The sequence below is a fragment of the Nocardia jiangsuensis genome (assembly GCF_042650385.1).
Lineage (GTDB): Bacteria > Actinomycetota > Actinomycetes > Mycobacteriales > Mycobacteriaceae > Nocardia > Nocardia jiangsuensis.
In genome coordinates this window covers 40,515-54,849 of record NZ_JBHSAX010000009.1, presented here as the reverse complement: position 1 = coordinate 54,849, position 14,335 = coordinate 40,515, and the positions used below count along the sequence as shown (strand labels likewise).

Sequence of the window (14,335 nt, the reverse complement as noted above, 5' to 3'; positions counted from 1 at the left end):
CGAGCGTCGGGTGGCGAGTGTCCGGTTCGAATGTCTCGGCGGCTAACTGGTCCAACCAGTTGACCAGAGCCTCGGCCTGCGGGATGGTGGAGGAGTGGACATCACCCCGGTCACCCGCGCCTCGGTCTCCGACGAGGTCTTCGGGCAGCTCGTCACCGAGATCCTCGCCGGACGGCTGGCGCCCGGCGACGCGCTGCCCGGCGAGCGGGAGCTGGCCGAGCGCTTCGGGGTGAACCGGCACGCGGTGCGCGAGGCGCTCAAGGGCGTCAGGCAGGCCGGGCTGGTGCGGATCGCGCAGGGCGGCAAGACCAGGGTGCTGGACTGGCGGGTCAGCGCCGGGCTGGACGCGCTCTCCGCGCTGGCCGAGACCGGTGCGGTGCCGCCGGTGCGGATGCTGCGCGACATCGCGGAGATGCGCCGCAGCGTCGCCGCGGACGCCGCCCGGCTCTGCGCCGAGCGCGCCACCCCCGAGCAGCGGGCCGCCGTGACGGCGGCCGCCGAGCGCTACCCGGCCGCCACCGACCGGCCGGTCGACGCCACCGCGGCCGACCTGGACTTCTGGACCGCCGTGATCGACGGCTCCGGCAACATCGCCTACCGGCTCGGGCTGAACACCCTGGTCGCCGGGTTCGGCGCGATCGGCTGGCCGGTGATCGCCGACCTCGGGCTCTTCATCGAGTACGTGGACCGCGATTCGCACGCCGAGCTGGCCCGCCGGATCGCCGCCGCCGACCCGGACGGCGCGCACGCGCTCGCCACCGAGCTGCTCGGCCGGATGGTGGCGCTGCTCGCGGGCGGGGTCGAGGAGTAGCGATGTTCGACCTGATCCTGCACGCCATCCCGGTCTTCGTGCTCTGCCTCGCCCTGGAGGCCGCCTCGTTCCGCCTCCTGCCGGACGAGGACGAACTCGGCTACGAATTCCGCGACGCCAGAACCAGTATCGGCATGGGTCTCGGCAGCGTGGTGGTGAACGCGGGCTGGAAGCTGGCGCTGGTCGCTGTCCTCGCCGCCGCGTACGCGGTGTCGCCGCTGCACCTGCCCGCCGACACCTGGTGGTTCTGGGCGCTGCTCTTCCTCGCCGACGACCTCGCCTTCTACTGGTACCACCGCACGCACCACACCGTCCGGGTGCTCTGGGCCAGCCACGTGGTGCACCACTCCAGCCGGTTCTTCAACCTGTCGACCGCGCTGCGCCAGCCGTGGACGCCGTTCACCGCCCTGCCGTTCTGGCTGCCGCTCGCGCTGCTCGGATTCCCGCCATCGGCCATCCTGCTGCAGCAGTCGGTGAGCCTGCTCTACCAGTTCTTCCTGCACACCGAGCGGGTCGGGAAGCTGTGGGCGCCGGTCGAGTTCGTCTGCAACACTCCCTCGCACCACCGGGTGCACCACGGTGCGAACCCGGAGTACCTGGATCGCAACTACGGCGGCATCCTCATCGTCTGGGACCGGATCTTCGGCACCTTCGAGCCGGAGCTGGCCCGGGTGCGGTACGGGCTCACCACGAATATCGCCACCTTCAACCCGGTGCGGGTCGCCACCCACGAGTTCGCCGCCATCTGGCGGGATGTGCGCGGGGCGGCTCGCCGGCGGGATCGGTGGGGATTCGTGGTGCGCGGGCCGGGGTGGCGGCCCGAGATCGGTCAGTAGCCGGGTTCGGCGAAGCGGGCGACGGCGCGCAGCAGCGCCGCGCCCATGGCGGGGCTGCCGGTGTGGCCGGAGTCGTCGATGATGCGCAGGCGGGCCTCGGGCCAGGCTTTCGCGAGGTCCCAGGCGGTCTCCAGCGGGGTGGAGATATCGAGGCGGCCGTGGATCAGTTCGCCGGGGATGCCCGCGAGCCGGTGCGCGTCGCGCAGCAGCGCGCCCTCCTCGAGCCAGGCGGCGTGCGCGAAGTAGTGCGTGCAGATGCGGACGAAGGCGAGCAGGGCGGTCTCCGCCTTCGCGCTGTACTGGCCGGGGCTGCCGAGGGATTCGTGGGCGATGGCGGCGTCCTCCCAGCGGCACCACTCGACGGCGGCGTCGCGGCGGACCTCCGGGTCCGGGTGCTCCAGCAGGAGCCGGTAGCCGTCGACGAGATCGTCCGTTTCGGGGACGACGGCGCGGAAGCGTTCCCACTCGGCGGGGAGCAGGCGGCCCAGGCCGCGGTACAGCCACTCGGTCTCGCGGCGGCTGGTGGTGGTGACGCCGACCAGCACGATGCCGGTAACCCGCTCCGGGTGGCGCTCGGCATAGGCGAGGACGAGGGTGCAGCCCCAGGAGCCGCCGAACAGCAGCCAGCGCTCGATGCCGAGGTGCTCGCGGAGCCGCTCCATGTCGGCGATCAGGTGCTCGGTGGTGTTCACCGACATGTCGGTGGCCGGGTCGGCCGCGCTCGGTGTGCTGCGGCCGCAGCCGCGCTGGTCGAACTGGACGATGCGGAAGATGCCCGGGTCGAACGTCTTTCGCGGTCCGGGGCTGCTGCCGCTGCCGGGGCCGCCGTGTACGACCAGTGCCGCGCGGCCGTCCGGGTTGCCGCTGGCGCACCAGTAGACGTGGTTGCCGTCGCCGACCTCGAGCAGGCCGTCGGCGTAGGGGTCGATCGGGGGAAAGGGGGCGGTGGCCGTCACGGTGCTCGACGGTAGTCACCGGCCGGATGGATGGTGCCCGGCTTCAGCCGCGCGCGGCGTCCACGGCGGCGCGGGCGTTCACCCGGCCGTGGCCGTACCAGGGGCTGTGGCCGGAGGCGTCGTAGTTCCCGTTCGCCTCGTCTATGCGGTCGGCGGTGCGCTGCAGGATCTCGCGCACCCGGGCGCGGGTGAGGCCGGGGTTCGCGGCCAGGACGAGGGCGGCGGTGCCCGCGACGCCGGGGGCGGCGCTGGAGGTGCCGCCGAACTCGGCGGTGTAGTCGCCCGCGGCGTCGCCGAGCGCCGGATCGCCCGGGTTGTAGCCGCGGCGGCCGCGGCGGTCGACGGTCCAGATGCCGGGGGTGAGCGGCGCCGGGTGCCGGAACGGGGCGTGCTCGAAGTCGTTGCTGGGGAAGGCGACGGCCACCGCGGCGCCGGTGTCGCTGTACACGCTGCGGGTGCCGGTGTCGTTGCAGGCGGCCACCGCGAGCACCGCGGGATGGCCGGCGTAGCCGTCGTTGTCGGCGGGCTCGTTGCCGTTGCCCGCGGCGAACACGATCACGCAGCCCCTGCCGCCGCGGCCGCTGTTCGCCGCGTACTCCAGGGCCAGCCCGGTGCTCGCCGGGATCGGGACGACCCGCTGGTGCGCCGGGTCGCTGGGGCGGTACCAGGCCCCGTCCGCCGGACCCCAGCTGCACGAGATCACGTCGGCGCCGTGGTCGGCGGCCCACTGGAAGGCGCGGGCCTCCGCCTGCGAACCGAGCCCGGAGGCGAGCCGGATCGGCAGCAGCGCGGCCTCCGGCGCCACCCCCGACGCGCCCGCGCTGCCCGCCGCGACGGCGACCCCGGCGCAGGCGGTGCCGTGGTTGTCGCCGTAGTCGGGGCCGGTGCCGCCCTGGTCCTTCGGGCGCGGATCATCGGTGTCCGCGGTGACATCGCGCGGGGCGACCACCCGGCCCGCGAACTCCGGGTGATCGATGTCGATGCCGTCGTCGATCACCGCGACGGTGATCCCCGCGCCGCGCGTGACCGCGTGCGCCGCCTCGACATTCGCGTGCGCGTTCACCGGCGTCCCGTCGACCGTCGTGGCGCGCAGGTGCCACTGCTGCGGGGCGATGGTCTTGCGGGCGCGGCGCCGGATCAGCTCCGGGTGGCTGTACTCGACGTCGGGGCGGGCGAGGAGTTCGGCGGCGATCGTGAAGACGCGCTGGCCGGTGCGCTCCGGTGCGGCGGTGAAGTAGGCGTTGGCGGCGTAGCCGACCTGCTCGCGAATGCGCAGCCCGGCCCCGGCGAGCACCGCGCGGCAGTGCGCGGGGTCGGCGTCGTCGGTGAACTTGACGAAGAGGTTCTCGGTGTAGAGGACCGGTTCGCCGGTGGCCGGATCGGCCAGCACCCGTCCGGCGAAACGGATCTCGGGCGCGGCGTCCAGCGCCCGGATCCGCTCGGCGATCGGTTGCCCGGGTGGTAGCCGGTACACCTCGACGCCCACCTCGGGATGGGCCTGCACGAGGACGGCGCCGGCGAGCAGGTCGCGCAGCGGCAGCGGGACCGAACCGCGCTGCCGTGGCACCGCCGGCCCGGTGGCCGCGCGCACTACGAGCAGGTCGTCACTCGGCTCGAATGTGCTGCCCGGCTCGTCGGCCCGGCCGAAATACGCAGTGGGCACCGTCTTCTCCTCCGTTCGGGGAACAGGATCTCGACGGTAGTGCCCGCGTTCGTTTTCCCCCACTGGAATGTATAGCGGGAGGTGGGGCTTGCGGCAAGGCCCCGGTGCGGGGTCAGAATCGCTCTCCCGGCCGCCGGACGGCGGCCGGGAGAGGAGGGCACGATGCGGGTTCTGATCTCGACGATCGGGTCGCGGGGCGAGGTGCAGCCGGTGGTGGCGCTGGCGCGGGAGCTGGCGGCGGGCGGGCACGAGGCGGTGCTGGTCGGGCCGCCCGATTTCCGCGGGTGGGCCGAGGGGCTCGGGGTCGGCTACCGGCCGGTCGGGCCGGAGTTGCGCGGGACCGCGCGGCAGGGCGCGGGGCCGCCGCCGAGCGAGGAGCAGCGGCGGGCCATGATCGCGGGCACCGTCGACGCGCAGTTCGAGGCGCTGCTGCCGGTGGCGGCGGGGTGCGGGGCCGTCGTCGGTGGCGGGGCGCTGGCCATCGCGGCGGGGTCGGTGGCGGAGTTCGTGGGGGCTCGCTACTCGTACGCGGCGTTCGCCCCGGTGACCCTGCCGTCCGCCCGGCATGCGCCGCCGGCGTTCCGCGGGGTGGCGGCGGGGACCTGGGAGCAGGATGCCGCGCGCTGGAACCTGCTCTGGGCCGCGCCGCTGAACGCGCGGCGGGCAGCGCTCGGACTCGCCCCGGTCGCGGATGTCCGCGAGCATCTGTTCACCGCGAGGCCGCTGCTCGCCGCCGACCCGGTGCTGGCGCCGTGGCCGGAGCCGGGCGGTGCGGTGCGGCAGACCGGGGCCTGGCTGCTCGCGGATCCGCGGCCCCTGCCCGCCGAGGTGCTCGCCTTCCTCGATGCCGGGGAGCCGCCGGTCTTCGCGGGGTTCGGCAGCATGCCCGAGCCGGGCGGTGCCGCCGCGGCCCTGCTCGGCGCCGCCCGCGCCATCGGCAGGCGGCTGATCGTCTCGTCCGGCTGGTCCGGCTTCATCGTCGACGCACCGGACTGCCTGGTCGTCGGCGAACTCGACCTCCGGCAGTTGTTCCCCCGCGTGGCCGCCGTCGTGCACCACGGTGGCGCGGGCACCACGACCACCGCCGCCGCGGCCGGGGTTCCGCAGGTGGTGCTCCCACAGATGTTCGACCAGTTCTACTTCGCCGACCGCGTCGCGGCGCTCGGGCTCGGGTCGTCGTATCGCGAACCGCCACAGCGTGACTCGCTCACCGCCGCCCTGGCCGCCGCCCTCGACGCCACCACCCGCGCAGGGGACGTCGCCCGCGAGATCCGCCCCGACGGCACCCGGCTCGCGGCCGAACTGATCACCGCGAGCTGAACCGGCCCAACTGCCCGTAGGGCACCAGGTATTCCCGATCGACCCGGCTCCGCCACCGGGCGTCGGTCGGCTCCAGCGCTCCACCCGCGGGATCCTTCGGCCACGGCTCCCGCAGGTGGATCTGGATGTCTTGCTGCAGAATCCGCACCAGCTCCATCGCGAACTCCGCGGCCGTGTCGCTGCCCGGCTCGGTCGGGTCGAGCGCCGCGCTCGTACCCACCTCCCGCACGGTGATGCTCACCCAGCCCTCGGGCTCCGGCCGCCCCGTCTGCTCCCCGAAACTGCGCCACTCCGCGTCGTACGCAGAGCCGACCTCGGTCGGAAACCCCGTCGGGTGCCCGACATCGGCGGCAACCAGCCGCGCCCCGCGAACGGCTTCGTCTAGATCGTGCCGTCCGGTGCCGTGTGCAAGGCGGTAGTCGATGCATGGTGGCGGTGCCGCGGTCGCTGGTGCTGCTACGGCAAAATGTCCCATTGTGCCGAGTGCCGTGACGGCTATCGTCGAAGATCATGCGCTTGCCGTACGTGAGTGACCTCTGATACGTGGTCATACCGTTTCCCTCCCCTGGGATCACCCGATCGATGCAACTCCCCCCGGTGCCACTGAGCATCCCGGTCATTGCCGATCATTTGGTTGGACGCACTCATCCGAGGTTCGGTTCCCGTCATCGAGCGGTGTACGAACGGCGCTGCTTCACTGTGTGTTTGCGGTGGCGGTCGGCGGGTTGGCGGGGGAGGGTTCGGGGGGACCCCACCGGAGGGGGCCTTCGGGGCGGGTGACGACCTCGGTGACGGTGAAGTCCAGGGAGGACTGGGCGCCGGGGGCGAAGGTGGCGGGGTCGGTGTTGATGGTGGCGGTGCCGGTGAGCTGGAGGGTGCCTCCGGTGGTCCAGTCGGGGATGAGGAGGCCGCAGCGGGGCTGGGTGACCAGGTTGCCGAGGGTCATGAACATGGAGTTGCCGCTGTAGTCGGGCCAGCGCAGCAGGGTGGGGGAGATGGCCTGCAGGAAGCCGGGGTTGCCGCCGCGGTGGGAGGCGTCGGCGCGGCCGGCGGGGTCGGTGCTGGCGATGAAGAAGGTGTCGGCGGCGGTGATGGTGGCGAGCATGGCGGAGTCGAGGTCCGGGCGGCGGTGGGCCGGAGGCGGCGGGGTGGCGTGGTGGGCGACCGGGTCGCGGCGGGCGATGTATTTGGGGCAGTTGCTGTAGACCTGCTCGGTCGTGATCCGCAGGCCGGGGCCGTGCGGCTCGGCGATGCCGTTGACGCGCATGCGCCTACGGCGCTGCGGTTGCAGGGCGATCAGCCCGATCGGGGCCGCGGTGGTGAGCGCGGCCCCGATCGGGTCGTCCGGGTCCGGGCGGGTGTCGATCAGGAGGGTGCGCTCGTCGGCGGCGTGCGCGAAGCCGGGCGGGCCGGTGAGCATGCTCGCCCACACGGCGCCGTCCGGGGCGGTGGCGGCGAGGACGAGGAAGCGCTGCGCCGCCAGGAAATCGGCGGCTACGGCAGGGAGGTCGGGGCGGATGGAGCGGCCGACGTGCTCGGCCGTCTCCGCCTGACCCATGGCCCGCTGGACGGCCAGCTCGCCGGGGTGGAAGGGCATCAGAAGAAGCCGCAGGTGGGGGCGGAACCGGAGGGCGCGGGGGCGTTTTCGGCGCCGGTGGGCGCGTACACCTCCAACCGGATGCCGTCGGGGTCGGTGAAGAACAGCCCGCCCGAGGCGGCGCCCTCCCCGTGCGCGACGACCCCGTCGTGCACCCAGCGGACCCCGAGCTCGCGCAGCGCCGACTCCACCGAGCGCACCTCGTCGATATCGGCGACCTGGAAGGAGAGGTGGTGCAGCCCCGGTGTCGCCGTGGAGAACTCGCCGTCCGACTGCTGCCACAGGGTCAGCACCAGTTTTCCGTCGGCGCCGAGGAAGGCCCAGCGCTCGGCGCCGTCGGTCTCGGCCGAGAGCTGCTCGAAACCGAGTGCGCGCCGGTAGAAGTCGAGCGAGCGGGGCAGGTCCGAGACGTTCAGGCCGATGTGGCCGGTGGCGAGCTGCATGAGTCCTCCTGCGGTGTGTAACCGTCTATTGCGATGACAACGGTAGACCGGGCGGCGTCCGTCAGTCAACCGTTGAAACTGGTTTAGAAGGTTAGGAGATACCATCGGGTGTGCCCGATCCGCGCCCGCACCTCGGCGAACCCCTCGCGCTCGACCTGCTGAACACCAGGTGGAACGGTGCGGGCGGCCCGCAGGACCTGCTCGCCGACGTCGACGGGCTGGCCATCTGGCTCGGCACCGCCGGGCTGGCCGAGCGGGTCGCCGCCGACCCGGCGACGCTCGCCGCGCTGCGCCGCGCTCGGGACGCCGTCCACGACACCGTCGCCGCCGGTGGCCGGGACGCGCTCAATGCCGTGCTCGCGCACGGGCGGATCCGGCGTTCGCTCACCGCCGCGGGGCCGGTGGCCGAACCCGACGTCGCCGACCCGGCCGAACTCCCCGGCTGGCTCGCCGCCGCCGACCTGCTCGACCTGCTCGACCGCGACGCCGACCGCATCCGGCAGTGCGCGCACCCGGACTGCGTCCTGTTCTTCTACGACACCTCGCGCAACGGCACCAGGCGCTGGCACTCCATGGCCGCCTGCGGCAACCGCACCAAGGCGGCCCGGCACTACGCCCGCCGCAGCTGAACTGCTACCTTGAACGTCGTTCAAGTCGGGGTGTGAAGGGTGTGTGCGCCGTGGAGGGTGTCGAGGAATCCCGCAGGCCGAGGTCTCGGGTGCCCGCGCGGGACATGGCGCGGATCGCGGTGTTCGCGGCGCTGATCGCCGCGCTCGGGCTGCCCGGCGCCATCACGGTCGGCTTCAGCGGGGTGCCGATCACGCTGCAGACGCTCGGCGTGATCCTGGCGGGCGCGGTGCTCGGGTGGCGCAACGGCACCGCGGCGGTGCTGGTGTTCCTCGCGCTGACGATGATCGGGTTGCCGCTGCTCTCCGGCGGGCGCACCGGGCTCACCGCGCTGGCCGGGCCGAGCGCGGGGTACTTGATCGGGTGGGTGCCGGGGGTGTTCGTGATCGGGCTGCTCACCGCGCGGATCCTGCCCAGGTACCCGATCGCGCTCGGGTTGCTGATCAACGCGCTCGGCGGGATCGGGGTCATCTACCTGTTCGGCACGCTCGGGCTGCTGGTGCGGACCGATCTCGGCGTGTGGGCGGCGATCACCAGCAACGGGCCGTTCCTGCCGGGTGACACCGCCAAGGTCGTGGTGGCGGCGGTGGTGGCGAAGGGTGTGCATCGGGCTTATCCCGGGTTGATCCGTGAGTGAGGTCGTCGCGGGTGTGGGCCGAGGTGCCCTTCGCGGTCCTGCCGGTGCGGTCGCCGAGCGTCTCGAGCGCGTACCGCCTACCGCGGGTTCCGGTGATGCGACGGCGCCGGACAGCACGCGGTCGGGCGCCACGGGCACGCGGGGTGTGCTCGGCGGGGCTCCGGACGACCCGGCTGTGCGGGTCGGCGGGCAGCGCTGGAGTTACCGCGATCTGGAGCGCGCGATCGGCGAGTGGAACGCGCGGCATCGCGATCCGGACTGCTACGACGCTTCGGAGCTCGGCCTGGCGGAAGCGCTGATCGCGGTCTGCGCGGCGGCGCGGCGCGGGATTCCGGTGCGGGTGGAGAATCCGGAGGCCCGTCCCGAGCGTGCGGAGATCCCGCCGGGTGCCTTCCTGCTGGTCGCCACCTCCGGCTCGACCGGACGCCCGCGTCCGCTGGCCCGGACCGCCGCCTCCTGGTACGACAGCTTCCCCGACTTCTCGGCGCGCACCGGGATCACCGCGGCCGACCGGGTGCTGGTCACCGGGCCGCCGCACGCAACCATGCACCTCTTCGGCGCGTTGCACGCGCTGTGGACGGGAGCCTGTGTCACCGACGAGCCGGGCGAGGCGACCGTGGTGCACGCGGTGCCCGCGGTGCTGCGCGAGGTCGTGCGCGCGGCGCCGATGCTTCGCACGGCGGTGATCGCCGGGATCGCGCCCGACTCCGGTGCGCTGGCGGTGGCCGCGCATCTCACCGTCGTCGAGTACTACGGCTCCGCCGAGGTCTCGCTCGTCGCGGCGCGGCGAATCGACGCCGGTGCCGCCGAGGCGCCGCCGACCATCGGGTGCCGTGCCGGGGCGGCGCCGGACCGAGCGGGGCGACGTGACGACGCGGCCGGGGGGCCAGCGGGGCGAGTCGAACCCCTGCGGTTGTTCCCCGGGGTGGAGGCGGAGATCAGGGACGGGCTGCTGTTCGTCCGGACCCCGTACGCGGTGCTCGGGGCGCCGGAGTGGTCCGGCGTCGGCGACCTGGCCGAGCTGGGCGAGGAGGGTCACCTGCGGGTGCGCGGGCGCGGGGACTGCGCGATCAATGTGGGCGGAACGCTCGTGGTGGCCGAAGACGTGGAGCAGGCGCTCGCCGCGGTGCCGGGGGTGCGGGCGGTGGCGGTCGTCGGCGCGCCGCATTCGGTGTTCGGCTCCATCGTGACCGCGGCGGTCGAGCTGCACCCGGACACCGAGCTGGCCGCGGTGCGGGCGCGCGCCCGCCTGGTGCTGAGCCGGGAGGCGGTCCCGCGCCGCTGGGTGCCGATGCCGCGGCTGCCGCGCACGGCCGCGGGCAAGGTGGCACGGGGTGCGCTGAGAGACTTGCTGGTATGAGCGCTGTCCTGGTCGCGCCGCGGCGCACCCCGATCGGCAATGCCGGTCACGGGTTCGCCGGGCACACCGTCACCGAGCTGGCCGCGCCGGTGCTGCGCGAGGTCGCGGCGGCGGTGCGCGGGGCGGGGATCACCGCCGAGATCGACGACGTGGTGCTCGGCAACTGCCTCGGCCCCGGCGGCGACCCGGCGCGGATCGCCGCACTCGCGGCCGGGCTCGGCACCGCGATCCCCGGCGTCACCGTCGACCGGCAGTGCGGCTCCGGGCTGGACGCCGTCATGCAGGCCGCGCTGCGCGTCGAGTCCGGTGCGGACACGCTGATCCTGGCGGGTGGCGTCGAGTCCGCGAGCACCGCGCCGATGCGGTTCTGGCCGGGGGCCGAGCCGGTCCGCTACACCCGCGCCCCGTTCGCCCCGCCCGGCTTCCCCGACCCCGACATGGGCCCGGCCGCCGACGCGCTCGCCGCGGCCCGCGGCATCTCCCGCGACCGGCAGGACGCCTACGCCCTGCGCTCGCACACCCGCGCCGCCGCCACCGACTTCACCGCCGAGATCGTGCCGGTGCACGGCGTCGAGCGGGACGAGCGCATACGCGCCGGGCTCACCGCGGCCAGGCTGGCCCGGCTCCGGCCCAGTTTCGGCGCCGACGGCACCGCGACGGCGGGCAACTCCTGCGGCATCTCCGACGGCGCCGCCGCGCTCGCCGTGCTGGACGAGGCGCACGCCGCGGGGCTGCCCGCGCTCCGGGTGCGCGGCGCCGCGGTCGCCGGCTCGGACCCGGCGCTGCCCGGGCTCGGCCCGGTCCCGGCGATCAGGAAACTGCTGCGCCGCACCGGCGTCGGGGTCGGAGAGATCGGCATCGTGGAGATCACCGAGGCATTCGCGTCGGTGGTGCTCGCGGTCGCCGACGAACTCGGGCTGGACGAGGAGCGGATCTGTCCGGAGGGCGGCGCCATCGCCATGGGTCACCCGTGGGGCGCCTCCGGCGCGGTGCTGCTGGTCCGGCTGGCGAGCCAGATGCTGCGGCCGGGCGGCCCCGCGCTCGGCCTCGCCGCCTGCGCCATCGGCGGCGGGCAGGGGATCGCGCTGCTGGTGGAGCGGGTGGCATGAGCGAGTCAGGCCCGGAGGCGGTAGCGGAGCGTCACCACGGAGGGCTCTCGCTCGTGCCGGGAGGACACAGCATGAGCGAGTCAGGCCCGGAGGCGGTAGCGGAGCGTCACCACGGAGGGCTCTCGCTCGTGCCGGGAGGACACAGCATGAGCGAGTCGGGCCCGGTGGCGGTAGCGGAGCGTCACCACGGAGGGCTCTCGCTCGTGCCGGGGGCGGGCACCGCATGAGCGAGATCGTCTTCACCGGGGTGCGGCACGGTTACGGCGAGCGCACCGTGCTGCGCGGCATCGACCTGCGGCTCACCGAGCGCCGGATCGGTGTGATCGGCGCGAACGGGTCGGGCAAGTCGACGCTGGCCAGGATGATCAACGGGCTGCTCACCCCGGACGCGGGCACGGTCACCGTCGACGGGCTGGACGTGGCGCGCAAGGGCGGGCAGGTGCGGCGCCGGGTCGGCTTCGTCTTCACCGACCCGGACACCCAGATCGTCATGCCGACGGTCGCCGAGGACCTCGCTTTCTCGCTGCGCCGCAGCGGGCTCGGCAAGGCGGAGATCGCCGAGCGGGTGCGCGAGATCCTGGTCCGCTTCGGGCTGCACGAGCACGGCGACCACCCCTCGCACCTGCTCTCCGGCGGGCAGAAGCAGCTGCTCGCGCTCGGCGCGGTGCTCATCCGCCGCCCGGAGGTGATCGTCGCCGACGAGCCGACCACCCTGCTCGACCTGCGCAACACCGGGATCGTCGCCGCCGCGCTGGACTCGGTGGACCAGCAGGTCATCGTGGTGACCCACCAGCTCTCGCTGCTCACCGGCTTCGACCGGGTGGTGGTGATCGACGAGGGCGCGGTGGCGTTCGACGGCTCGCCGGAGAACGCGATCCCGGCCTATCGGGCGCTGATCGGATGATCGGGCTCTACCGGCCGGGCACCTCGCCGCTGCACCGGCTGCCCGCCGGGGTGAAGCTGGTGCTGCTGCTGGTGAGCATCGTCGCGGCCACCGTTCTCGTGCGGACGCCGGTGCAGGTCGCCGTGGCCGGTGCGGTGGTGGCGGCGCTGTACGCGGTGGCCGGGATCCCGGTGCGGGTGGCGCTGGCGCAGCTGCGGCCGGTGCTCTGGGTGCTGCTGCTGATCGCGGTGTTCCAGGTGCTCATCACCTCGCCGGCGCGGGCCGCCGTGGTCTGCGGGGTGCTGCTGGTCTCGGTGGCGCTGGCCGCGCTGGTCACGCTGACCACGCGGGTGACAGCCGTGCTGGACGCGGTGACCCGCGGGCTCGCCCCGCTGCACCGGGTCGGGGTGGACACCGAGCGGCTGGGGCTGCTGCTCGCGCTCGCCATCCGGTGCGTGCCGCTGCTCGCCGGGATCGTGCACGACGTCGCCGAGGCGCGGCGGGCGCGCGGGCTGCAGTGGTCGATGACCGCGCTGGTGACGCCGGTGCTGGTGCGCGCGCTGCGCACCGCCGACGCCATGGGGGAGGCGCTGGTCGCGCGCGGGGTCGACGATGACTGAGCTGCTCGCCGCGCGGATCTTCCTGGCGGGGGCGGTGCGGCCGGGCGCGGTGGCGGTGCGGGGCGCGGGGGAGGAGGTGGTGTTCGGCGAATTCCTGCACCGGGTGCGAAGGTTCTCGACAGCGGTCGCCGGGATGCGGCGGGTGGCGGTGCTGCCCACCTCGGATGTGGACTCGCTGGTCGCCGTCGTCGGCGCGATGCACGCGGGCGTGAGCGTCGTCCTGCTGCACCGCCACCTCCCTCCGGCCCACCTCACCCACGCCCTCGCCCTCACTCGGCCCGGCGCCCTCGTCGCCGCGACCTCCCAGCACCGCCGCCTCCGGCGCATGGGCTACGAGGGAGAAATCCACACCGCAACCTCCCTGGCGGAACAGACCCCGCTACTCGACGGCGCCGAGACGGCCGGGGCACTCGGCACGGCCACCTCGCCGCGCCACCCAGCACCCCTCGGCAGCCGGGTCACCCCGGAGACCGAACTCCTCGTCGGCCTCACCTCCGGCACCACCGGCACCCCCAAACTCTTCGTCCGCGACCAGCGCTCCTGGTCCACCACCCTCGACCGCTCCGACAGCACCTTCCCCATCGCCCCCGGCGACACCGTCGCCACCCCGGGCACCCTCGACCACACCCACTTCCTCTACGGGGCCCTGCACGCGCTCACCCGCGGCGCCACCGCCGACCTGCGCCAGGCGCTCACCGCGCTGGAAGCGGGCGCGACCCACCTGTACACCGTCCCCGCCATCGCCGTGGACATCGTGCGCTCGGGCAGCGGCCCCTTCCCTGCCGTCCGCCAGGTCCTCTCCTCGGCCGCCCGCTGGCCCCGCACCGCCCGCGCGGCCCTGCGCGGGGTCCTCCCGAACGCCGAGATCACGCACTTCTACGGCGCCTCCGAACTCAGCTTCGTCGCCGCCGACCACGGCCTCGGCGCCCCGGACGACACCGCCGCGGGCGAACTCTTCGACGGCGTCGACGCCGAGATCCGCGACGGCCTCGTGCACATCCGCAGCGACATGCTCTTCACCGGCTACCTCACCGAGCACGGCATCACCGGCGGCCCGGACAACGGCTGGTGCACCGTCGGCGACCGCGGCGTTCTGCACGGCCGCCACCTGCACCTGCACGGCCGCGCGAGCGAGATGCTGATCCGCGGCGGCCTCAATGTCGAACCGGCCGAGGTGGAGTCGGCGCTCACCGCGCTGCCCGGCGTCCTCGAGGCCGCCTGCGTCGCCCTGCCCGATCCGCGCATGGGCGAGGTCCCCGCCGCCGCCATCGTGGTCACCGCGGAGGCCCCCGCCGCGGCCGAACTCCGCGCCCGCCTCCGCGAAACCCTCCCCGCCCCCGCCGTACCGGTCCGCGTCCTGCGCCTGCCCGCCCTCCCGCGCACCCCGCGCGGCAAGGTCGACCGCGCCGCCATCGGGGTCCTGCTGGCCGCCGCGCTCGAATGAACGCGGCACGCGGTAGTTTCGTTCTCGGG

General features: G+C 74.2%; 15 protein-coding genes. 10 read left to right on the top strand and 5 right to left on the bottom strand.

Annotated features, from left to right (window positions below; all coding sequences use genetic code 11):
- Positions 1 to 94: 94 nt before the first annotated feature.
- Complete coding sequence (locus ACFO0B_RS09475) at positions 95 to 811, top strand: FadR/GntR family transcriptional regulator (protein WP_378611976.1); 717 nt, start codon at positions 95 to 97, stop codon at positions 809 to 811.
- Between the two features lie 2 nt (positions 812 to 813).
- The gene (locus ACFO0B_RS09470; RefSeq protein WP_378611975.1) at positions 814 to 1,647 is read left to right on the top strand and encodes a sterol desaturase family protein; all 834 of its coding nucleotides are present in this window, start codon (positions 814 to 816) and stop codon (positions 1,645 to 1,647) included.
- Here ACFO0B_RS09470 and pip read toward each other — a convergent pair.
- The gene (gene pip, locus ACFO0B_RS09465) at positions 1,641 to 2,603 is read right to left on the bottom strand and encodes a prolyl aminopeptidase (protein ID WP_378611974.1); all 963 of its coding nucleotides are present in this window, start codon (positions 2,601 to 2,603) and stop codon (positions 1,641 to 1,643) included. The genes ACFO0B_RS09470 and pip overlap by 7 nt on opposite strands.
- 43 nt (positions 2,604 to 2,646) lie before the next feature.
- A complete protein-coding gene (locus ACFO0B_RS09460; protein ID WP_378611973.1) occupies positions 2,647 to 4,266 on the bottom strand; it encodes a S8 family serine peptidase in 1,620 nt (539 codons plus the stop codon).
- Positions 4,267 to 4,428: 162 nt separating this feature from the next.
- On the opposite strand from ACFO0B_RS09460, the gene ACFO0B_RS09455 reads away from it, so the two are divergent.
- Positions 4,429 to 5,586: a nucleotide disphospho-sugar-binding domain-containing protein gene (locus ACFO0B_RS09455; protein ID WP_378611972.1), complete on the top strand. Its 1,158-nt coding sequence runs from the start codon at positions 4,429 to 4,431 to the stop codon at positions 5,584 to 5,586.
- On the opposite strand, the gene ACFO0B_RS09450 is transcribed toward ACFO0B_RS09455, so the two are convergent.
- The 3 genes from ACFO0B_RS09450 to ACFO0B_RS09440 all read right to left on the bottom strand — a co-directional run bounded on the left by ACFO0B_RS09450 (position 5,573) and on the right by ACFO0B_RS09440 (position 7,626).
- A complete protein-coding gene (locus ACFO0B_RS09450; RefSeq protein ID WP_378611970.1) occupies positions 5,573 to 5,827 on the bottom strand; it encodes a hypothetical protein in 255 nt (84 codons plus the stop codon). The two genes, ACFO0B_RS09455 and ACFO0B_RS09450, sit on opposite strands and share 14 nt — an antisense overlap.
- Before the next feature lie 453 nt (positions 5,828 to 6,280).
- The gene (locus tag ACFO0B_RS09445) at positions 6,281 to 7,183 is read right to left on the bottom strand and encodes a pyridoxamine 5'-phosphate oxidase family protein (RefSeq protein WP_378611969.1); all 903 of its coding nucleotides are present in this window, start codon (positions 7,181 to 7,183) and stop codon (positions 6,281 to 6,283) included.
- Positions 7,183 to 7,626, bottom strand: a complete 444-nt coding sequence (locus ACFO0B_RS09440; RefSeq protein WP_378611968.1) for a VOC family protein — start codon at positions 7,624 to 7,626, stop codon at positions 7,183 to 7,185. Before ACFO0B_RS09440 ends, ACFO0B_RS09445 begins: the two co-directional genes overlap by 1 nt.
- A 110-nt stretch (positions 7,627 to 7,736) precedes the next feature.
- Here ACFO0B_RS09440 and ACFO0B_RS09435 point away from each other — a divergent pair, with 110 nt between their 5' ends.
- The 7 genes from ACFO0B_RS09435 to ACFO0B_RS09405 all read left to right on the top strand — a co-directional run bounded on the left by ACFO0B_RS09435 (position 7,737) and on the right by ACFO0B_RS09405 (position 14,306).
- The gene (locus ACFO0B_RS09435; protein WP_378611967.1) at positions 7,737 to 8,255 is read left to right on the top strand and encodes a CGNR zinc finger domain-containing protein; all 519 of its coding nucleotides are present in this window, start codon (positions 7,737 to 7,739) and stop codon (positions 8,253 to 8,255) included.
- Between the two features lie 50 nt (positions 8,256 to 8,305).
- Complete coding sequence (locus ACFO0B_RS09430) at positions 8,306 to 8,890, top strand: biotin transporter BioY (protein ID WP_378611966.1); 585 nt, start codon at positions 8,306 to 8,308, stop codon at positions 8,888 to 8,890.
- Positions 8,891 to 9,035: 145 nt separating this feature from the next.
- On the top strand, positions 9,036 to 10,250 hold the full coding sequence (locus tag ACFO0B_RS09425) for a class I adenylate-forming enzyme family protein (protein WP_378611965.1): 1,215 nt from the start codon (positions 9,036 to 9,038) through the stop codon (positions 10,248 to 10,250).
- On the top strand, positions 10,247 to 11,359 hold the full coding sequence (locus tag ACFO0B_RS09420; protein WP_378611964.1) for a thiolase family protein: 1,113 nt from the start codon (positions 10,247 to 10,249) through the stop codon (positions 11,357 to 11,359). The genes ACFO0B_RS09425 and ACFO0B_RS09420 overlap by 4 nt, the downstream gene beginning before the upstream one ends.
- A gap of 223 nt (positions 11,360 to 11,582) precedes the next feature.
- Positions 11,583 to 12,263, top strand: a complete 681-nt coding sequence (locus ACFO0B_RS09415) for an energy-coupling factor ABC transporter ATP-binding protein (RefSeq protein WP_378611963.1) — start codon at positions 11,583 to 11,585, stop codon at positions 12,261 to 12,263.
- Positions 12,260 to 12,862: an energy-coupling factor transporter transmembrane component T family protein gene (locus ACFO0B_RS09410; RefSeq protein ID WP_378611962.1), complete on the top strand. Its 603-nt coding sequence runs from the start codon at positions 12,260 to 12,262 to the stop codon at positions 12,860 to 12,862. Before ACFO0B_RS09415 ends, ACFO0B_RS09410 begins: the two co-directional genes overlap by 4 nt.
- Positions 12,855 to 14,306, top strand: a complete 1,452-nt coding sequence (locus tag ACFO0B_RS09405; RefSeq protein WP_378611961.1) for an AMP-binding protein — start codon at positions 12,855 to 12,857, stop codon at positions 14,304 to 14,306. Before ACFO0B_RS09410 ends, ACFO0B_RS09405 begins: the two co-directional genes overlap by 8 nt.
- Positions 14,307 to 14,335 lie beyond the last annotated feature (29 nt).